The sequence below is a fragment of the Streptomyces sp. RLA012 genome (genome assembly GCF_056270325.1).
The window spans coordinates 33,899-53,627 of record NZ_JBWDPA010000007.1; the positions used below are offsets into that span (position 1 = coordinate 33,899).

A 19,729-nucleotide genomic window follows, 5' to 3' on the forward strand; every position below is an offset into this window, starting at 1 on the left:
CCGTGTGTCCGGCGGCGTCGTGCGTGCGGGTCTACCGATGTGCTCCTGAAGGGGAAGAGGCGGATTCCATGACCGCGACAAGCCTGGTGCTGCCGTCACACGACGCGGGCTCTCGCATCGTGTCCCGGCTGGCGGTGTCAGCGGCGGCCGAGAGCGGGGTGCTGAGCAACGCGGAGTTCTTCACCTGGCTCGAGGAGCGTCAGCAGGAACAGCACCAGCAGGTCGAGCGGGTGCCGTTCGCGGCGCTGCGCGGCTGGCGCTTCGAGGACCGGACCGGCGACCTGCGCCACGACAGCGGACGTTTCTTCTCGGTGCACGGGCTGGCGGTGCGCTCGGACTTCGGGCCGGTGCGGGCATGGTCGCAGCCGATCATCAGCCAGCCGGAGATCGGCATCCTCGGCATCGCGCTGCGGGACTTCGACGGGGTGCCGCACCTGCTGATGCAGGCGAAGTCCGAGCCGGGCAACGTCAACGGTGTGCAGCTGTCGCCGACCGTGCAGGCGACGAAGAGCAACTACATGCGGGTGCACGGCGGTTCGGCGGTGCCCTACCTGGACTTCTTCCGCAGGCCCGAACCCGGGCAGGTGGTGGCGGACGTCCTGCAGTCGGAGCAGGGGTCGTGGTTCCTGCACAAGCGCAACCGGAACATGATCGTGGAGGTGGGCCCGGAGGCGGAGGCCGGCGAGGACTTCGTCTGGCTGACGCTGGGCCAGGTCAACCATCTGCTGCGCCACGACAACCTGGTGAACATGGACGCCCGTACCGTCCTGTCGTGCCTGCCGGAGTGGCGCCTGCCCGGCGCGGCGGCCGGTGCCGGGCCGGCCGGCCGCACGGACCGGGAGATCCGCGCCTGGCTCACCCGGCGGCGGGCCGAGCACGAGGTCGCTGTCACGCCGCTCCCGCTGGCGGACACGGAGGACTGGCTGCGTACGCCGGACGCGGTGACGCACCGCGAGGGCCGCTACTTCGACATCGTCGCGGTGGACGTGTCCTCGCACCGGCGTGAGGTGCCCGCCTGGTCGCAGCCGCTGCTGGAACCCCACGGCACGGGCATCGCGGCGCTGTTCGTGAAGCGGGTCGACGGGGAGCTGCACGCCCTGCTGCGCTCGCGCGCCGAGCCGGGCTTCCTCGACGTGGTGGAACTGGGCCCGACGGTGCAGTGCGTGCCGGAGAACTACGCGCAGCTGCCCGAGCCGGACCGGCCGCCCTATCTCGCCGAGGCGCTGGCACGCCGTCAGGACGCCCGCTACGACGTGGTGCTGTCGGAGGAGGGCGGCCGGTTCCGGCATGCGCAGAGCCACTACATGATCATCGAGACGGACGGTGACCTCCCCGCCGTCTCGGACGAGTTCCGCTGGGTGACACCCCGCCAGATAGATGAACTGCTGTGCTACAGCCACCACTTGAACGTGCAGGCCAGGACACTGGTCGCGGCACTGAGGACGCTGTGAGCGCCGCCGGGAGCCGGCCGTTGCGGCTGGGCGCGCTGGGCACGTCGTCCATCGCGCGGCGCCGGGTGCTGCCGACGGCGGTGGCCGCCGCGGAGGTGGAGCTCGTCGCCGTCGCGGGCCGCTCGGCACACAAGACGGCCGATTTCGCACGGCAGTTCGGCTGCGCGGCGGAGACGGGCTTCGTCTCGCTGCTGGAGCGCCCGGACGTGGAGGCGGTGTACATCTCCACGCCGACCGCGCTGCACCACACCTGGGCCGCGCAGGCCCTGCGCGCGGGCAAGCACGTCCTGGTCGAGAAGCCGATCGGGGTGAACGCCCACGAGGCGCGCGAGCTGGCGGACCTGGCACAGGAGCGGGGGCTGGTGCTCCGCGAGAACTTCATGTTCCTGCACCATCCCCAGCACGCCTTCGCCGCGGACCTGGTGGAGCGGGGGCGGCTGGGCCGGCTCACCACGCTGCAGGCCGCCTTCTGCATTCCGCCGCTGCCCGCCGACGACATCCGCTACACGCCCGGCATGGGCGGTGGCGCCCTGCTGGACGTCGGGGTGTATCCGCTGCGCGCCGCCCAGTTGCTGCTGGGAACGGGACTGCGGGTGGCCGGGGCCGTGCTGCGCACCCGCGCCTCGGACGGACTGGACCTGTCGGGTCAGGCGCTGCTGGTCTCCCCCTCCGGTGTCCTCGCGGAGGTGACGTTCGGCTTCGAGCATGCGTACGCCTCGACGTACTCGCTGTGGGGCGACGCGGCGCGGGTGTCGGTGACGCGTGCCTTCACCCCGCCGCCCGCGCACCAGCCCGTGCTCGTGCTGGAGGAGCAGGACCACGAGGAGCGGTTCACCCTGCCGGCCGCCGACCAACTGCACCGCTGCCTCGCCGAGTTCGCCGCCGCGGTGCGCCGCGGCGACGCGGGCAGCAGCCCGGAGGAGGCCGAAAAGCGCCGCTCCGCGGTGGCGGGCATGGACCTGGTCGACATGATGAACAAGCTGGCCGTGCGTGTACCCGTGAACGACCGTCAGAGAAACAGAAAAGAAACACAAAAGAAAGCGTCCCTTTTCCCCGGCCGATGATTCCCTGGCGGCGCGACGGACAGAATATACCGTCCGCACTTGCGCATCCGCCCGGAAAGCCTGCAGAGCCCGAATCGTACGATCGGCAATCGGGAGGCAGCCGAACCGGGGTACCCGCAGACCCCCTGTCCGAAAGGGCCGGGAAACCGCCCCGCGGACGAGTCCGGCCCTTCCGGCGCCGCCGCCGGGGCACCCGCCCCCGCGGAGCGTCCGGCACCCTCCGCGCCACCGCCCGACCGACGCCGAACCGGACACGAACGGGGCGCGCAGGCACCGGCGGACGTCTCCGGCCACCGCACACGACCAGCGCACCGCCCCGGGTCCACCAGCCGACACGGATGCCGACCGCACTCTAGGAGTGTCCGCATGACTCCCCCCACCTCCCCCGCCTCCGCCTCCGGCACCCCGCTGCCCCCGACCGCCGAGGGCCAGGACGACACTCCCGCACCCGCGCCGGCCCCCCGCGCGTCATGGGGCTTCGTCGTCACCGTGGTCTGCGACATCGTCCTGCCGGTCGGCCTCTACTACCTGCTGCGCGGCCTGGACTTCGGCGAGCTCACCTCGCTGCTGATCAGCGGATCCGCGCCCGCCCTGCACACGCTGTACTCGGCCGTCCGCCACCGCAGGCTCGACGCCATCGGCATCTTCACCGTCGTCCTGCTCGTCGTGAGCGCCGTCGCCTCGGTGCTGACCGCGAGCCCCCGCGTCGCGCTCGCACGCAACAGCCTGTTCACCGCCCTCGCCGGCGGGTGGCTGCTGGTCACCCTCTTCACGGCCCGGCCGTTCACCTACCAGGCCGTCAAGGCACTGCTCCCCGGCCGGGAGGACCGGCTGGAGAGCCTGTGGGACCAGGACTCCGCGTTCCGCCGCATCTGGCGCGCCCTGACCGTCATATGGGGCGCCGGGCTCATCGTGGACGCACTGCTGCGCCTGCTGATGGCCTACACCCTGCCGGTCGACACCGTGCCCGCGCTCGACGGGGCTCTGTACGCGGCCACGTGGATCGTGCTCCAGGCCATCACACAGGTCTGGCTGCACCGCTCGGGCACCTTCAGGAAGATCTTCGCGAAGTAGGAGCGCCGTCCCCCCTGCCGGCCTGCCGCCCCGTCCCGCGCGGCGGGCAGCGCGGGACGGGGCGGCAGGCCCGCACGGGGACGGCAATCACCGTGCCGATTTCCCTGCTTTCGGACCGGGACGCGCCGGCGCATTGGCCGCCCGGGCGTTCCCGTTTCCCCCGCGCACCACGTACTCCTGCCCGGTGAGTCCCGCAGCAGCGAAAAGCACGGGCCGGAGCACGCGGACCGGAATCCTTCCGCCCGCCGCAGGGGACCCGCCGTATTCCCACCTGCGCCACGCGCCCATTCCGGCTTGATCATCGCGCATCGCGCCGCGGCGCCCCGCCCGACCCGTCGCCGCCCGTCCGACCCGTCGGTCGGCGAGAGGGGCAGGAGACGGCCAGAGGGAAGCGGCAACGCCCCCCGCCCGTACCTTTTCAGCGAATTCTTGCGAGGAACCCCGGGCGTTTACGCCCGGGGGGAATCGCATCCCCGTGGCTGCGGCGCGGAGTGCCGCGGTGTCACTGTGTCTGTTCGGCCGCGGAGCGGGCGGGTGCCTTCTCCGGCGGAGCCGGGTGGTGCGAACGCATGGCCGGTCGGTTCGCTCAATGTGATGAACGGACCCGAACGTGTGGTGGCGTCTCGCACGGGTGCCTACGATCGGTGATCGTGAAGCTGGTCGTGCAGGTCAAGCTGGAGCCGACACCGAAACAGGCGGCGGCACTTGAGGCGACCCTTCACGCCTGTAACGAGGCCGCCACCTGGGTGAGCGAGATCGCCTTCGAGCGCGGGGAGTTCAAGAACTTCGCCCTGCGCAAGCTCACCTACGACGAGGTCAAGTCCCGCTGGGACCTGGGCGCGCAGGCCGCCCAGCACGTCATCAAGAAGACGTGTGACGCGTACACCGCGCTGAAGGCGAACCTGAAGGCCGGGAATCCGGGGCGGTTCGGCTCCCGCCGATACTGCCGGGCCGCCGAGAAGCCGATCTCCTTCCGCCCGCAGGGCGCGCAGCCCTACGACGACCGCATGCTGTCCTGGCAGATCCCGGACCGGACGGTGTCCATCTGGACCACCAGCGGCCGGGTCAAACACGTGGCCTTCACCGCCTCACCCGAGCAGCTGGCCACGCTGGCCCTGTACCGCAAGGGCGAGTCGGACCTGCTGGAGCGGGACGGCATGTGGTTCCTCAACGCGACCTGTGAGGTCCCCGAAGCGCCGCTCAACACCGGTCCGGTGGACTTCCTCGGCATCGACCTGGGGATCGTGAACATCGCCACCACCAGTGACGGCGAGATCATGGCCGGACGCGAGCTGAACCGCACCCGCCTGCGCGAGCGCGGCCTGCGCACCAAGCTGCAGAGGAAGAACACCCCGTCCGCCAAGCGGCGCCCGAAGAAACGGCGGCGCAAGGAGGCGCGACGGGCGCGGGACATCAACCACAAGTTCGCCAAGCATGTGGTGGCCGAGGCTGGGGGTACCTCCCACGCCCTTGAGGCAGTGGGGGAGGGCCACCCACTCCTCCTGGTCGTTCGCCCAGCTGGGGGCGTTCATCGCGTACAAGGCCCGCCGGGCGGGGGTTCCGGTGGTGTACGTCGATCCGGCGTACACCTCGCGCACCTGCGCCGAGTGCGGGTACATCGACAAGGCGAACCGGGTCTCCCAGGCCTGGTTCGCGTGCCGGAACTGCGGCGTCGTTGATCACGCGGACCGATGGGGGCACCTCCCGCTCGAGCGAAGCCGAGAGCGGGGGAGGCTCCCGCAACATCCGCGCCCGCGCGTGGGAGTTGTGGCGACGCGGGGCCCAGTCAACGGCCCCCGCCCCACCCCGGAAACCCGGGAGCAGGGCTGGACGCAAACGCAGCATCACCGCCAGTGATGCCCGTTGTGCAAGCCCGGCGCTTTAGCGCCGGGTAGTTGACCCTTGGTCCATACCGTTCGAGCCTGCTCCTGACCCTGCGTCACGCCCCGGCCGAGCACCGCAAGGCCCCGCCCCGAAGCCGAACACCGGTTCCGCTCCGCCGACCGGCCGTCCGGCGGCGGGGGCCCGCCGCCGGACGGACCACGGTCCGTGACACGGCGCCCGGCCCCGCGCGCAGATCCCGGCGCCGTAGACGGCCGGCCGCGGGGCCCGGACGGTGAACTCCCCGAGTCGGGGCGGTGCCGGAGAGGATCCCCGGCGCCGCACGGCCGGCCGGGAAGGGCCCCGCACTCCCCCGCCCCGGCCCCGTACGTCCCCCATGCCAGCCGGTACGTCCTCCACGCCCCAGCCTGTACGTCCTCCACGTCCCGGGCCCGTACGGTCTCCCCGTCCCGGTCGGGAGCACTGCGTTGCCGGCGGCCGGGGCGAAGACGCCGAGGGCATCGGTGAAGGACCGGTGAAAGTGTCGGTGGGGCGTACGGGAGGAGCTGTCCGGGCGGGGTGATGAAGACGCCGGTCACAGCGGATCCACTGGCTTAACCAAGCCGAATACGTGCGCACACAGGTCACGGGCCACGGCCGCTTCTGCCGGCTCATGCCGAATCGGGCGAGAACGTGTCCGGTCATCGGTGCCGCGGTCCGGACGCCGCCCGGCGATTTCCCTGTCACAGGCTCCCGGCCGACTTGCCCGAACCGCCTCGCGGACGTCAACGAGTCTTGTTCGAAAGCCCGGTTGCCCTTGCGGACGGAAGAGCCGAGCCGACTTGAGACCGAGTCGAGATCTCCTCGAGAGGAAGTGGAAATACCGGACCGCACTTGCCAATTTTTGACCGCTTGGTTCTGGCCTTGTCGCCACTTTGTGCATTCGGGTGTTTCGCCACCTGTCAGGGAATTCCCCGACACCGGCTCACCCCACCCCACCCCGACCTGCACTTCCTGCCGTGCACACACCGGTCAGCCGCAGGCGCTTGGAACGCGCCCGGCGATGCGTCAGCCTTCCCGTCAGCCGTAGCGACGAAGGAGGACCCGTGCCGCACGGGCACGCAGGACAGCCGGGGCACACCGCCCGGCAGGGCGCACACGCGCACGAACTGGCTGTGCTGATGGAGGAGTTGGAGCGTGCCCGTACCTCGGCCGGATGCGTGCGGCTGACCGGCGAACCCTGGATCGGCAAGACCCGCCTGGCGCTCCGGCTGGCCCGGGCGGCGGCCCGCCAGGAGTGGACCGTCGCCTGCGGCAGGGCGGCCCGTGGCGGTACCGGCCGGCCCTTCCACGCGCTGGTGGAGGCGCTCGACGACCGGCTCGCCGCGGCGGACCCCGCGGTCCTGGGCAGGCTGGGGGCCGCCCGCCTGCGCGTGCTGGCCCAGGTCTTCCCGGCGCTGGGCGGCAGGCCCCCCGCCGACCTGGGGGGCACCGACGTCCACGCGGTCGCGCGGGCGGTGCGCGCGGTGCTGGAGGAACTGGCCGGGCAGCGCGGGCTCCTGCTCGTGCTGGACGACGCGCACCGCGCGGGAGGGGAGGTGGCCGAGTTCGCCGAACACCTGCTGCGCCGCCCGCCGGACGCGCCCGTGCTCACGGTGCTCGTCCACCGCGGCAGCGGGCCGGCCGCCCGCAGGCTGGCCTCGCTCGACGGCGCCGTACGCCACCTCGCGCTGCGGCCGCTGCCGCGGGAGGCGGCCGCGGCGCTGCTGCCCGCCGGGCTCGGCCCGCTGCACCGGGAGCTGATCCTGCGGGACGGGGCGGGGGTGCCGGGGCTGCTGCGGGCCCTGTCCGACGGCGCGGCGCCCGACGCCGGGGCGGTGCCCCACAGCAGCCTCGAACTGGCCTGCGGCCCCTCCCCGTTGCCGCCCGCCGCCCAGACGCTGGATCTGGGCGTACTGTCCCCGCTCGCCCGGCGCGCGGCGGCCGCGGCCGCCGCGGCAGGCGATCCCTTCACCCCGGAGATGGTGGCGGGCACGGCCCTGCTGTCCGCCGAGGAGGCCCTGCGCGCGGTGGACGAACTGCACGGCGAGGGCATCGTCCGGCCCGGCTCCCGGGCGGGGTGGTTCCGTTTCTGCCGCCCCGCGGCCCGGGCCCTGCTGTACCGGACGGCGGGGGCGGCTCCCCTGCGTACGGCTCCCCTGCCCGCGGAGCGCCGGCCGGCGGCCACCGCGGAGGACGCCGGCGCGGCGCTCACCGTACTGCTGGAGAGCGCGGTGATGCCGACGGCCGGGGAGGCGGAACTCCTGGAGGCACAGGCGCGTGTCACGGTGTTCGCGCAGCCGGCCCGCGCGGCGCTCGCGGCACGCCGGGCGGCGGAGCGTCCCGGCGCGCCGCCCGGCGCGCGGCTGCTGCTGTGCCAGGCGCTGGTGCTGTGCGGACGGCCCGCCGAGGCGCTGGCCGAGTACGCGCGGCTGTGGCCGAGCCGCGAGAGGGACGGGCCCCCGGCCGGGGCCGCGGTGTGGGCCGAGGCCGCGGTGTGGCGGGCCCGGGCGCTGCGGCTGCTGGATGCCCGCGCGCAGGCGAAACGCGTGCTGCGCGCGGTGCCGGCCGAGGGCCGGGCCGCGGTCCCGGCGATGCAGGCCGAAGTGGCCGCGCTGCTGCTGGAGTCGGGGCCCGCGGCGCGGGCCGCCGCGCTCACCGCCGCCCGCCGTGCGGTGCGCCGGGTGCCGCCGGGTGATGTGGCCGCGCACGGCCACGCCCTGGCCCTGCTGGCCGCCGCCCATGCGGCGCAGGGGGCCGCCGGCGCGGCCCGGGAGGTGGCCGGGGAGGCCGGGCCGCTGCTGTCCGGGCTCGGCCGGGAGGGGGCGGCGCCGGTCGTGGAGGCGTGGCGCTGGCTGGGCGAGGCCTCGGCGTGCGGTGACGGGCGACGGGCCCGGCGGTTTTTCCAGCACGGTTTCGACCTCGCCCTGCACCACGGGCAGGGGCATTTGCTGGGACCGCTCGCACTGGGGCTGGCACGGGCATGCCGGGATTCCGGCGACCCGGCCGCCGCGGCCGCTCACGCCCGTTTCGCGGCCGCGGAATTCGACCGTCTCACGGCATACGATTCGGCAGCCGCCGCACAGGATTTCCTTGAATCCGTCGGACAGGCCGGGGACAAGAATTCGGAAAGCGTCCGTTGTATTCCGCTGAGTGTCCGCGAGAGGGAAATCGCGATGCTTATCGGCCCGGGTCTCACAAATCAGCAGATTGCGGCCCGGATGAACATCAGCATCAAAACCGTGGAAACCTACATGGGGCGCATCTTCAAAAAGCTGGGGGCGAAGTCCCGGGCGCAGGTCGTTTTTCTCCTCTCTGCCGGTCCGGTGTCCGGGACGAATTCCTGACGTGCGGCAGCGCCGTTCCCCTGCCGTTCACCCGGGCGCGGCGCGGCCCGGGGGCGGCGGCGCGGGGGACGGCTGCCGGGTCACTGTCCGTGCACCCGCGCGGCCGTGCCGGGGGGCGGCGGTCGCCAGGGCCCGGCCGGACGGACGGCGTCCGGGGAGCCGGCACCGCGGTCCTGGCGGACCCGCCGGACGGGTCCGCGGCCGGCGCACCGGACCGTGCCGTGTCCCGCCGGTGCGGTGACGCCGCGGGCGGGGAAGGGGCGTTGCCGGTACGGCGGCCTCCCGACCCGGCCCGGGCCCGCGGCCGGTGCGGGGCCGATGCCGCGGTCCCGCGGCCGGTGCGGGGGCCGCCCGCGGGCGCTCGTGGACGGGGGCGCGGGGCCGGTGATCAGGCACGGCGGACGGCGGGACGCCGCACCGGACCGGGACGGGGCCCGCGGCCGCCACCCGCCCGCGGGGTTTCCCCGGCCCGGCCGCGGCAGGACCGGGGAACCGGCCGTGCGGCTGCTGGGGCTGGGGGAACGCCTGTGGCGCCGGCCGGCCCGCGCGACGGGGCGCGGTGGCTGTCGTACCAGGTGGGGCGGCAGCCGCCCGGGCCGTCCGGCAGGCGGTGCCGCCGCGGCCCCGCCCCCCGGGCCGCCGGGCCGCCGGGGCTCCCGGACGCCCGTCAGCGGCGGCGTCCCGGCCCTGCCCGGCCGGAGGAGACGGCCGGGCGTGCGCGCACGCCCGGCCGCGCCCCGGTGCGGGGACGCACTGCACCGTCCCGGTTCAACGTGCCGGTTCACCCTGCCGGCGGTCCACAGCGGGGGTGCACGGCGGGGGTGTACGGCGGGGGTGTACGGCGCCTGCGGGCCCGCTCCGGGGGCCGTGCCGCCGGGCCGCGCTTCCCCGGCCCCGGGGGCGGCATCCGCCGCCGGCCGCCGGGGGCCGGGCGGGCCGGGCCGCCCGCGGGACCGCCACGGCCCCGGACGGCAAGGAGGCCCGCCGGGGGTGTCCGGCGGGCCTCCTGGACCCGGGGGGCCGAGGGGTGGAGCAGGGGCGGCGGCGTGCCCCGCCGAGCGGGGGGCGGGGCTCCGCACGCGCAGACACCGACGGGCGGACCGAGGACATCCGGTCCGCCCGTGTCACGAGTGGTGCGTCAGCCCCACTGGTCGTCGCCGGGGACGGCCGCCGTCACCATGGCGGAATGCGTCAGTCCGGGCGCCGACACCGCGGCCGGCCCGTGCGCAATGGCGGCGGTGGCCGTATTGGCTGCCCCGAGCGAGCAGATGACTCCAACGACAGTCAGAAGTCCAGCTGTCATGATTCGATACACAGTCTTACCCATGTCTACCCCCAAGTTTGGCAGTCGGCGTTCGGTGCATGAGCAACACTTCCGCATCAAGGTTTTCCGCCCAACCCATTCCTGGTGTCGTAAAGTTGCCTGACAAGAAGTTCCGTCACACGGGAGTGTGGGCCTGCAATGACCGAAAGCGCTCTCCCGACCGGTGCATTAGCCACGCTGGATGACGCCGAGGCGCGGGCGTACCGCAATGCAGTGCTGCTCGGCCGCTTTGTCCGCGAGGAGATGGCGACCGCCCTCGGCGTCTCCCTCGAAAAGGCGGCACAAGTCGAGCAGCGCCTGACGGCGCTGAGCCTGCTGCGTCCCATGCCCGGCGAGCCGGAGCTGCTGGTGCCGGTGAGCCCCGACACGGCGGTGGCCGACCTCGTGGGGCCGGCCGAGAGCCGCATACGGGACCTGCAGCGGGAGGTCTCCGAGATCCGTGACCAGATGGGCGCGCTGCGCGCGACGTACTTCGAGAGCCGTCAGCAGCGCAACCAGACCGAGGCCTTCGACGTGATCAGCGACATCAACGCGCTGCAGGCCGTGCTGGACGAGCAGGGCGAGCGCTGCCGCATCGAGATACTCACCGCCCAGCCCGGCGGTGCCCGCCCCTCCAGCCTCCTGACCAGCGCCCGGCCCAGATCCCTGGAACGGCTGGATCGCGGGGTGCGGATCCGTCACCTCTACCAGCACACCGCGCGCAGCGACCTCGCCACCACCTCCTATGTGCAGGCGGTGACCGCGCACGGAGCGGAGGTGCGCACCACCGACGAGCTGATCGACCGGATCGTCATCTACGACCGGGAGGTGGCCTTCCTTCCCGAGCAGCACGTGGACGGCCGGGCGCCGGGGGCGGTGGTGGTGCGCGAGCCGACGCTGGTGGCCTTCATCTGCCGGGTCTACGAGCATCTGTGGGCCGGGGCCACCCAGTTCGTGCCCGGGACCGAGGACAGTGCCGAGATCACCGACGACCTGAAGCGGTCGATCATCAAGCTCATGGCGCAGGGCTACAAGGACGAACTCGTGGCCCGCCGGCTGGGCATGTCGGTGCGCACCTGCCGCCGGTACATCTCCCAGATCATGCTGAGTGTCGACGCCACCAGCCGTTTCCAGGCCGGTGTGCAGATCGCCCTGACGGGTCTGCCGGACCTGGAGTAGTCCCGTCGGGCAGTGCCTGCCAGGCCACAACCTGCCACCCGGCGGGCGTGGTCCGCGGGGTGCGGTGCACGGCAGTCTGGTTCAGTCCAGCAGCACAGAACCAGCACACAGCCCAGGAGGGTGAGCCGTTGGAGACTTCCCGGCCCGCGCCAGCGGGGCACGGATACGGCAGCCGTCATCTGGTGCACCGGCCGCAGCACTTCGGTCCGCAGACGCCGGACAGCCCCGACGACCGGGGGCAGGAGTTCGTTCTCACCGGTGAACTGCCCACCGCCCACCCGCTGTTCAACGACGGCCATGACCGCTTCCACGACCCGCAGGCGGCCATGGCGATGGTCAGCCAGGTCAGCGGGGGGATCGGCCAGGCCCACTTCGGTGTCCCGGACGACCGGGTGGCGGTCTTCTACCGGTTCGGCCTGGAGACCGGTGACGTGGGCGCCTGGCGCCGCCACTCCGGTCCCGGCACGCTGACGGTGACCATGCGGGTACGGCCCGACAAGGTGATCTCCGGCGTTCCGCGGGCCCTGGAGTTCGACACGCTGCTGGAGATCGACGGCGCCGCGGCGGGCACCGGGTCGGCGAATCTGCTCTTCCTCGCCCCGATGGTGCACCGCAGTCACCGTGAGCACTCCCGGCACACCGTCCTCGCCGCGGCAGGGCGACACGCCGAGCACGAGGCCGCCGCGGACGGGGCGCCGTGCCCCGGTCCCGCGGAGGTGGGGCGCGCCAGCGCCGCCAATGTCCTGCTGCGCTCGCCGGTGAGCGTCGAGGGACACCGGCTGTCCGCGGCGGTGCGTCCGCCCTGCACCTGGCCGGCCGGGCTGGCCCGGGAGGACGGGGCCCCCGCGTCCGCGCTGCTGCTCGAAGTGCTGCGCCAGACGGCGCTGCTGACCGCCTACCGGCTGCACCGCCTGGACCCGCGGCACTGCGCGCCGGTCGCGCTGCACACGCACTTCCGGGGCCACGCCGAGCCCGATCTGCCGCTGCGGTGTGTCGCGGTCGCGCAGCCGGCCCGGCAGGACGCCCTGGGGCGGCCGCTGGTCCCGCTGGCCCTGACCCTGACCCAGGCGGGGCGGGCGGTGACGGAGGCGGTGATCTCAGTTGTCGAGGATCTGTGACCACTCCCGCTGTTCGGCGTCCAGTGCCTCCTGGATGGCCGCCGCGGCCTCGGCGTCGAGCATCGTGGTGATCTCCGTGTCCAGGGTGCGGCCCATGCCGGCGTCGTACACCGCGATGCTGACGACGAACGCGGTGGGGCCGCTGTCCAGGGTGAGGGTGCGCAGGGTCCACTCGTCGCCCGCTCCCGCGGTGCCGTCCGGCCGGTTCACCTGGGTGGGCCGGCTGTCCGGGCCGAAGCCGAACTCGCTGAAGCGGAACTGGATGCCCTGGCCGATCGCCTTGCTGTAGGCCTCCTTGAGTGTCCACAGCCGTACCAGGCTCGGATTGCGCTCCGGTTCCGGCAGGTCGGCGAGCATCCGCTGTTCGTGCGGTGTGCAGATGTGCCGGGCCAGGCCCCGCGCGTAGATGCTGCGGTCCGCGCGTTCGGCGTCCACGCCGATCAGCCCGCGGCTGGTCAGGCCGACCAGCAGCAGGTCGTCGGTGTGGCTGAGGCTGATGTCGATCTGGTCGCAGCCGCGCAGATAGGGCCGTCCGGTCGGCCCGTAGGCCAGTTCCAGGTCGACCGCCTCGGCGCGCAGCGCGGCCGCGGCCGCGTGTTTGAGCAGCCGGCGCGAGGCCGCGTAGCGTCCCCGGATCTCCGGGTGTCCGATGTCCCGGTAGCGCGACCAGTCACGGCCCAGCACCGCCCGCAGCGCGGGGCCGTCGGCGGCCTGCGGGCGCCAGTCGGCGAGCCGGCCGTGGACCACCGCCGTGCCGTAGCGCCGCAGGTCCTCGCGGACCGCCGACCAGTCGGTGCCCTCCGCGGTCACACCGATCAGGTCCCCGCCTGCCGCGTTCATCGGGTGTCTGTCCCGTCGGTCGTGACCAGTGAGTGGATTTCGCGCAGGCTGCGGGCCTGGAGCACGCGGCTGACCGGGACGCTGCGGCCCGTCTCGCGTTCCAGGAGCATCACCAGGCGCAGCAGGTGCACCGAGTCCCAGTCGGGCAGCAGGTCGAAGTCGGCGGCGGCCTGTTCCTCGGTCAGGTCCAGGCCGAGCCCGTCGCGCACCGCGTCGAGGAAGCCGGCGAGGCCGGCGGTGCTGTCAGGGCTCATCGGTGTCTCCTTCGAAGTCGGCCTGCACGGTCAGGTGACCGGGCGCTGCGGGGATGGCGGCGAGGTCGTGCCGAAAGAGTGTCTCCACCCCGTCGTCCGGTGTCTCGGGCACGAAGCCGAGTGAGGGGTAGAAGCCGCGGGAGCGCGCGTTGGCGCGGGTGGCGCGGTAGCGGGCGCGGACCGCGGGCAGGCCGCGGCCGCGGGCGTGCGAGAGCACCGCGCTCAGGCAGCCCTGTTCGATGCCGCGGGCCAGTACCCGGCAGCTGAGGAGCATGTTGTCGATGTACAGGCCGTCGGCGCCGTCGCGGACGAAGACCGCGCCCACCAGGCCGCTGTCGCCGTAGCGGTCGCTGACGCGTACCGCGAGCGGGCGGGGGCCGGTGTCCGGGCCGGAGATCCGCTCCGGCCCGATGCGTTCGCCGGTGAGGTTGAACTGGTTGGTGCGCAGGGAGAGTTGTGACACGCGGGGCAGTTCGTGGGGGCGGGGCGGGGAGATGCGGACGACGATGGCGAGTTCGCGCAGGTACTCCTCGTGGGAGCCGGTGCTGCCGCGCAGCCGGGTGCGGGCGGCGGCGGCCCGGTACTGCCCGGTGCGGCCCCGGTCGTCGTCGGTCACGTGCGGGGTGTCGAACCAGCCGTCGGCCAGCAGCCGGGTGACGTGCCAGGCGGGCTCGTCGCCCAGCGGGACGACGGCGGTCTCGGGCAGGCGGTGGCGGATCAGGGCGCGTTCGGCGGCGCTGTCGTCGGCGAACACCAGGGCGTCGGTGGCGATGCCCAGGTCGTGGGCGATGGTGTGCAGGGCGGTGTCCTTGGGGTCCCAGCCGGCCTGCACGCTGACGAAGTCCTCGGCGCGCAGGGTCATGTCGGGGTGGGTCTGCAGGACGTCGCGGACCGGGCCGGGGTCGTTCTTGCTGCTGACGGCGAGCAGTACGCCCTGGGCGGCGAGCTGTCTGGCCACCCGCTGGAGGGCGGCGTAGGGCTCGCCGCGCAGGGTGGGGCCGCAGTCGATGCCGTCCGGTCCGTCCTCCCCCAGCACTCCGTCCCACAGGGTGTGGTCGAGGTCGAGCACGAGGCATTTCCTGGTCATGCCGCGCCGGGCGCGCAGCACGTGCACGGCTTCGCGGGCCAGTGCGGCGAAGACGGCGGCGCTGAAGGCGCTGCGGGTGTAGAGGGCGAGGCGGGCGTCGGTGGCCGGTCCCGCGGAGGCGATGAGCGGGTCGAGGTCGACGACGGCCAGGGCGGGGTGCTGGGCGGTCAGCCGCAGCAGGCGGGCGTTGAACTCCCGCCACACCGCGCCGAGCAGCGCGCGCTGTTGCTGGTCGATGATCTGGTGGGTGAGGTGGCGGGGCAGTGGCAGGGTGTTGAGGACCAGGGCGCCGGTGCCGTGTGCGGTGTGGGCGGCGGCGACGCTCTGCAGGCGGTCCAGCAGCCGGGCGCAGGCCTCTTCGGCGTCGGTGACCGTCCAGGGCAGCGGAAGCTGTTCGGCGACCGCGTCGGCGCCCAGTACGCACAGGGTCAGTTCGGGCCGGCAGCGGCGCAGTTCGCTGTGTTCGTCGGTGAGGTCGCGCAGGTAGGCGCCGTGGTCGCCGGTGACCGGGCGGGCCAGCAGGCCGTGCCGGGCGAGTTCGGCGACCAGCGGGTCGGTCAGCTGGGCGGTGGCGGAGTGGCCGGTGACGGCCACGGTGACGGCGGGGGTGTGCGGATGGTGGGCGAGGACGTCCTCGGGGCGCAGCCGTGCCAGCAGGCTTCCGCAGCGGGTCAGTTCCTCGGCGGTCTGTTCCTCGGAGCGGTCGGCGGCGTCGGTGAGGCGGGCGAGCAGCACGGCCACCTCGGGGTAGGCCGCGGCCAGCGTGCCGGCGCGGTGCAGGGTGCGCAGTTCGTCCAGGGCGGTGGTCATCGGGTGCGCCCTGCTTCCCCGGGCCGGGAGGGCCGTTCCAGTGCCAGCCCCGCCTTGATCCATTTGCTGGACTCGACGACGACGGACAGGGCCCGCTCCCCCGGTTCGAGCTGGGGCAGGAGGCGGTCGAGCTGGAGCAGCGGCAGGGCGTTGCCGGTGTTGCCGGTGTCGCGCACGCAGGACACCTCGCGGCAGCCGGGCGGCAGGCCCAGGCCGGCGACGATCCGGTCGGTCATGTGTCCCGACAGCTGGGGCGGCAGGATGAAGTCGACCTGCTGCGGGCTCCAGCCGGCCGTGCTGAGCAGTTCCCACAGGATCTCCCCGGCCAGGGCGGGGACCTGCTCCTCGATGGTCTTGTAGTCCTCGAAGAGCATCTGCCGGTGGGGGTCGGGGGCGGCGGATCCGTGCCAGTCGACGACCTGTCCCGGTGCGCGGCCCAGGCCGGCGAAGCGGTGCAGCAGGCCGCGGACGGCGACGGCCTCGCCCTGCGGGTCCGCGGTGACCACCGCGGCCGCGGCTCCGTCGCCGAACAGGACGTAGTTGACCAGTTCCTGGGTGGCCAGTGCGGAGGCGTCCTGCCCGGCCTCCAGGAACCGGGCGGTGACGTCACCGGCGACGACGAGGCCGGCGCGGTGGCCGCCGGCCAGCAGGGCGCGGGCCACGTCGAGGGCCTGGACGGCGCCCGAGCAGCCGGCCTGGAGCTGGTAGGTGGGCAGGTGGTTGAGGCCGAGGCGGTCCGCGGTCTGGTTGGCGGTGGTGGGCAGCAGGGCGTCGGGGGTCGCGGTGGACAGCACCAGGAAGTCCAGGTCGGCGGTGTCCATCCCGGCGGCGGCCAGTGCCCGGACGGCCGATTCGGCGCTCAGGTCGGCGAGGGTGTGGGTGACCTTCCCGGTGGCCGGGTCCCAGGCGAAGTGGCGGGTGCGGGTGCCCACGAAGAGGTCGATCCAGTCCTCGCTGATCCCGAAGAGGCCGCTGAGGGCCGCGTTGTCGACGGGTTCGGCGGGCAGCGCGCTGCCCGTGCCGGCGAGGTGCAGGGGTGCGGTGCGTGTCGTCATACCGTGACCCCCGTGCCGGTCAGCTCCCGTACGAGGACGGCGAGTGTGCCCACGGAGCGCAGTGCGGGCAGCAGTTGCTGCATGGTCAGGCCCGTGGCCTGGGGCAGCCGCTGCTCGATCCGGTCCTTCAGCTGCATGATCATCACCGAGTCGAAGCCGAGGTCCTCGTAGATGCGGGCCGCGGCGTCGACCTGGTCGCGCGGGTAGGCGCCGACCTCCACGACCGCGTCGATGACCGCGGACAGTGCGTCGTCCCGGCGGCCGTCGGCCGGGTCGTCAGGTGCGGCGCAGCGGTGCGCGGCCGGGTGCGGTGCGGCGGGGGCGGCCGGAGCCGCGGGCCGCCCGGATGCCTGGGCCGGGAGGGACACCTGGACGGAGGCGGGGACAGGGCTCAGGTCGGCGGCGGGTTCCTGGGCGGGGGCGGTCTGCCAGAAGCGGCGCGCGCTGGAGAAGACGTAGGGGGCGAGGCGTTCGGTGCGGCGGTGGGCCGGCTCGTAGAGGGCGTCCCAGCGCGGCTCGACGCCGCTCAGGTAGAGCCCGCCCACCGCCTCGGCCAGGTCGGTGGCGGTGGCGCCCTGGCCGGGGGCGGGGTGCAGCAGCCGGATGCCGGTGGGCAGGTCGGCCCGCCCGGCCAGGCGCAGCAGGTGCCCGGCGGGGCCGAGTTCGACCAGGCAGGTCGGGGCGGTCTCGGCCACCAGGGCGGCCAGCGCGTCGGCGAACCGCACCGGCGCTGTGGCCAGGTCCGCCCAGTAGGGGGCGTCCAGGAGCTCGTCGCCGAGCATCCGGCCGTGGCGGGCCGAGGCCAGGGCGATCCGGGCCGGGGCGGCCGTCACCGGTCCTGCCAGGCCGGCGGCCCGGGCCGCGGCGGCGGCGGCCGCGGGGCCCTGGCAGGCGTGTTCGACGGGGAGCCTGCGGGTGCGCAGCCCGCGTTCGGCCAGTGCCCCGGCAGCCTGTTCCAGCACGTCCGCGGTACCGCAGACGACGGTGTCGCGCGGGCCGTCCACGGCGGCCAGGAACAGCCCCGGGTGGGCGGCGAGGACGTCGGCGATCTCCTCCTCGCCGCCGCGCACGGCCAGCAGGCCGCCGTCCGGCAGGCCGTCCGCGGCGGCGGCGTGGGCGGCGACGAGGCGGGCGGCGTCCGGCAGCGCGAGCACTCCCGCGGCGACGGCGGCGGCGTACTCGCCGCTGCCGTGGCCGAGGACGGCGTCGGGCACCACGCCCAGTTCGGCGAGGGTCTGGGTGAGGGCGTGGGCGACGGCGAACAGGGCGGGCTGCGCCCAGCGGGTGCGGTGCACGGCGGGGTCGGCGGCGAGGATCAGGTCCCGTACCGAGGCGCCGGTGTGGGGGCGCAGGGCGTCGTCGGCGTCGTCCAGGTGGCGCCGGTAGGCGGCCGATTCGCGGTAGAGGCCGGCCGTCATGCCCGGCTCCTGGCAGCCCTGTCCCGGGTAGAGGAAGGCGACGGCCGCGGGGCGCAGCGCGCGGTCGCTGACGCGTGAGCGGGTCTGCTCGTCGTCGGCGGCGGCGGCCAGGGCGGCGGCGAGTTCGGCGGTGTCGCGGGCGGTGAAGGCGGCCCGGTAGGGCAGGCCGGTCTTGGTCTGGTTGCTGGTCCAGCACACCGGGGCGGCGTCCCCGCGCGGCCGCCGGGCCAGTGCCTCGGCCTGGGCGGCCAGATTGCGGCGCAGTGCCTCGGGGGTGTCGGCGGAGAGGGTGAACACCCCGGCGGTGGCCGGAGCGCGGGTCGCGGCGTGCACCGCGCGGGGGGCGGAGGAAAGGACGGCGTGGGCGTTGGTGCCGCCCATGCCGAAGCTGCTGACCCCCGCCAGCACCTCGCCGGCCGGCAGCCGCAGGGGGGCCTTGAGCAGGGCCAGCCCCCGCTCGGCGAGCCGCAGGCGGGGGTTCTCGCGGACGGCGAACCGGCTGGCGGGCACGATGCGGTGGTGCAGCGCCAGCGCCGTCTTGATCAGGCCGGCGATGCCCGCGGCCCCCTCGGTGTGGCCGATGTTGCCCTTGACCGAGCCGAGCGCGCACGGCTCGTCGCGGGGCACCGCGTGCACCTCGCCGAGGGCCGCGCACTCGATGATGTCGCCGAGCGCGGTGCCGGTGCCGTGCGCCTCGATGAAGCGGACCTGGTCCGCGCCGACGCCCGCCCTGCGGTACGCCGCGGCCACCACGGCCTGCTGGGACCAGCGGCTGGGGGCGGTGACCCCGTTGCTGCGGCCGTCCTGGTTGACGGCGGTGCCGCGGATGACGGCGTAGACGCGCTGGCCGTCGGCGAGCGCGTCCTCCAGCCGGCGCAGCACCACCACGCCGGCGCCGTCGCTGCGGCCGATGCCGTCGGCATCCGCGCTGAACGGCTTGCACCGGCCGTCCGGGGCCCTGAGGCCCATCTGCTGGTAGACCATGCCGAGCGCGGGGCTGAGCACGATGTTGACACCGGCGGCCAGTGCGGTGGAGCACTCGCCGGACAGCAGCGAGTTGACGGCGAGATGCACGGCGACCAGCGAGGAGGAGCAGGCGGTGTCCACCGCGAGGCTGGGGCCCTTGAGGTCGAGGTGGTAGGAGATCCGGTTGGCGGTCATGCCCGTGCTGCTGCCGGCGCCGAGCTGCGGGGTGACACGTGCGTAGTCGCCCATGTGCAGCTGGGCCCACTCGCTGCCCATCACGCCGACGAAGACACCGGTGTCGCTGCCCGCCAGCCGGGACGGGGAGCGGCCCGAGTCCTCCAGGGCCCGCCAGGCGCACTGCAGCAGGAGCCGTTGCTGCGGGTCCATGGCGGCCGCCTCGCGGGGCGCGATGGTGAAGAAGTCGTTGTCGAAGACGGCGACGTCGTCGGCGAAGCCGCCCCGGACGGTGTCGTCGAAGCCCGGGCCGCCGCGGCCGGCGGGCAGCGGGCCGATCGCGTCGCCGCCGCGCATCAGCAGCTCCCAGTAGGCCTCGATGCCGTGGGCCGCGGGAAAGACGCAGTCCAGGCCGACCACCGCCACGGCGTTCACCGCTGCCACCGGTCCGCGTCCGCGCCGCGCACCGTCAGATGGGCCGCCAGGTGGGCCACCGTCGGATGGTCCCAGACGAGCATCGGCTCGACCGCGATGCCGAAGTCGTCCTCGATGTCGCCGCACAGGCTCAGCGCGCACACCGAGTCCATGCCGTACTCGGCCAGTGGCACCGTCGGGTCGATGCTCTCGGGCAGCCGGTCCAGATAGACCGAGAGGTGCGCGGTCAGCCACTGGTACAGCGGTGCCTCGGTGTGCCACGGCGGGGAGGGAGTCATCCCTACGGCTCCTTGT

At 74.1% G+C, this 19,729-nt stretch carries 13 protein-coding genes and 1 pseudogene; 7 read left to right on the forward strand and 7 right to left on the reverse strand.

Features of this window, described 5'->3' with window-relative positions; translation table 11 throughout:
- Positions 1-68: 68 nt before the first annotated feature.
- The 5 genes and pseudogenes from RV986_RS54060 to RV986_RS54080 all read left to right on the forward strand — a co-directional run bounded on the left by RV986_RS54060 (position 69) and on the right by RV986_RS54080 (position 8,796).
- Positions 69-1,451, forward strand: coding sequence for an NDP-hexose 2,3-dehydratase family protein (locus RV986_RS54060; protein WP_475925019.1), 1,383 nt, complete (start codon positions 69-71; stop codon positions 1,449-1,451).
- A complete protein-coding gene (locus tag RV986_RS54065) occupies positions 1,448-2,515 on the forward strand; it encodes a Gfo/Idh/MocA family protein (protein ID WP_475925020.1) in 1,068 nt (355 codons plus the stop codon). The genes RV986_RS54060 and RV986_RS54065 overlap by 4 nt, the downstream gene beginning before the upstream one ends.
- 366 nt (positions 2,516-2,881) lie before the next feature.
- Positions 2,882-3,589 carry a VC0807 family protein gene (locus RV986_RS54070; protein ID WP_475925021.1) on the forward strand — a complete coding sequence of 236 codons (708 nt, stop codon included), beginning with the start codon at positions 2,882-2,884 and terminating at the stop codon, positions 3,587-3,589.
- 650 nt (positions 3,590-4,239) lie between these two features.
- Positions 4,240-5,474 (forward strand): annotated as a pseudogene (locus tag RV986_RS54075) (RNA-guided endonuclease InsQ/TnpB family protein).
- A 1,042-nt stretch (positions 5,475-6,516) separates the two neighbouring features.
- Entirely contained in the window at positions 6,517-8,796 is a 2,280-nt protein-coding gene (locus RV986_RS54080; RefSeq protein ID WP_475925022.1) for a helix-turn-helix transcriptional regulator, read from the forward strand.
- A 1,138-nt stretch (positions 8,797-9,934) separates the two neighbouring features.
- On the opposite strand, the gene RV986_RS54085 is transcribed toward RV986_RS54080, so the two are convergent.
- Complete coding sequence (locus RV986_RS54085; protein ID WP_475925023.1) at positions 9,935-10,099, reverse strand: hypothetical protein; 165 nt, start codon at positions 10,097-10,099, stop codon at positions 9,935-9,937.
- Positions 10,100-10,258: 159 nt separating this feature from the next.
- Here RV986_RS54085 and RV986_RS54090 point away from each other — a divergent pair, with 159 nt between their 5' ends.
- Together RV986_RS54090 and RV986_RS54095 are read left to right on the forward strand one after the other, a co-directional pair.
- On the forward strand, positions 10,259-11,278 hold the full coding sequence (locus RV986_RS54090; protein ID WP_475925024.1) for a hypothetical protein: 1,020 nt from the start codon (positions 10,259-10,261) through the stop codon (positions 11,276-11,278).
- 128 nt (positions 11,279-11,406) lie between these two features.
- Complete coding sequence (locus RV986_RS54095; protein WP_475925025.1) at positions 11,407-12,396, forward strand: AfsA-related hotdog domain-containing protein; 990 nt, start codon at positions 11,407-11,409, stop codon at positions 12,394-12,396.
- On the opposite strand, the gene RV986_RS54100 is transcribed toward RV986_RS54095, so the two are convergent.
- From RV986_RS54100 to RV986_RS54125, 6 genes are read right to left on the reverse strand one after another with little or no spacing between them, the layout of a single operon-like run.
- Positions 12,376-13,236, reverse strand: coding sequence for a 4'-phosphopantetheinyl transferase family protein (locus RV986_RS54100; protein ID WP_475925026.1), 861 nt, complete (start codon positions 13,234-13,236; stop codon positions 12,376-12,378). The genes RV986_RS54095 and RV986_RS54100 overlap by 21 nt on opposite strands.
- Positions 13,233-13,490, reverse strand: coding sequence for a phosphopantetheine-binding protein (locus tag RV986_RS54105; protein ID WP_475925027.1), 258 nt, complete (start codon positions 13,488-13,490; stop codon positions 13,233-13,235). The genes RV986_RS54100 and RV986_RS54105 overlap by 4 nt, the downstream gene beginning before the upstream one ends.
- Complete coding sequence (locus RV986_RS54110; protein WP_475925028.1) at positions 13,480-15,387, reverse strand: HAD-IIIC family phosphatase; 1,908 nt, start codon at positions 15,385-15,387, stop codon at positions 13,480-13,482. The genes RV986_RS54105 and RV986_RS54110 overlap by 11 nt, the downstream gene beginning before the upstream one ends.
- Positions 15,384-16,442: a 3-oxoacyl-[acyl-carrier-protein] synthase III C-terminal domain-containing protein gene (locus RV986_RS54115; RefSeq protein WP_475925029.1), complete on the reverse strand. Its 1,059-nt coding sequence runs from the start codon at positions 16,440-16,442 to the stop codon at positions 15,384-15,386. The genes RV986_RS54110 and RV986_RS54115 overlap by 4 nt, the downstream gene beginning before the upstream one ends.
- On the reverse strand, positions 16,439-19,444 hold the full coding sequence (locus RV986_RS54120; RefSeq protein ID WP_475925030.1) for a type I polyketide synthase: 3,006 nt from the start codon (positions 19,442-19,444) through the stop codon (positions 16,439-16,441). Before RV986_RS54120 ends, RV986_RS54115 begins: the two co-directional genes overlap by 4 nt.
- Complete coding sequence (locus tag RV986_RS54125; protein ID WP_475925031.1) at positions 19,432-19,713, reverse strand: acyl carrier protein; 282 nt, start codon at positions 19,711-19,713, stop codon at positions 19,432-19,434. The genes RV986_RS54120 and RV986_RS54125 overlap by 13 nt, the downstream gene beginning before the upstream one ends.
- Positions 19,714-19,729 lie beyond the last annotated feature (16 nt).

Excerpts from the sequence above, each read along its gene's own strand:
- RV986_RS54060 (WP_475925019.1), top strand. The coding sequence starts at position 69 with ATGACCGCGACAAGCCTGGTGCTGCCGTCACACGACGCGGGCTCTCGC.
- RV986_RS54070 (WP_475925021.1), top strand. The coding sequence starts at position 2,882 with ATGACTCCCCCCACCTCCCCCGCCTCCGCCTCCGGCACCCCGCTGCCC.
- RV986_RS54085 (WP_475925023.1), bottom strand. The coding sequence starts at position 10,099 with ATGACAGCTGGACTTCTGACTGTCGTTGGAGTCATCTGCTCGCTCGGG.
- RV986_RS54090 (WP_475925024.1), top strand. The coding sequence starts at position 10,259 with ATGACCGAAAGCGCTCTCCCGACCGGTGCATTAGCCACGCTGGATGAC.
- RV986_RS54100 (WP_475925026.1), bottom strand. The coding sequence starts at position 13,236 with ATGAACGCGGCAGGCGGGGACCTGATCGGTGTGACCGCGGAGGGCACC.
- RV986_RS54105 (WP_475925027.1), bottom strand. The coding sequence starts at position 13,490 with ATGAGCCCTGACAGCACCGCCGGCCTCGCCGGCTTCCTCGACGCGGTG.
- RV986_RS54110 (WP_475925028.1), bottom strand. The coding sequence starts at position 15,387 with ATGACCACCGCCCTGGACGAACTGCGCACCCTGCACCGCGCCGGCACG.
- RV986_RS54115 (WP_475925029.1), bottom strand. The coding sequence starts at position 16,442 with ATGACGACACGCACCGCACCCCTGCACCTCGCCGGCACGGGCAGCGCG.
- RV986_RS54125 (WP_475925031.1), bottom strand. The coding sequence starts at position 19,713 with ATGACTCCCTCCCCGCCGTGGCACACCGAGGCACCGCTGTACCAGTGG.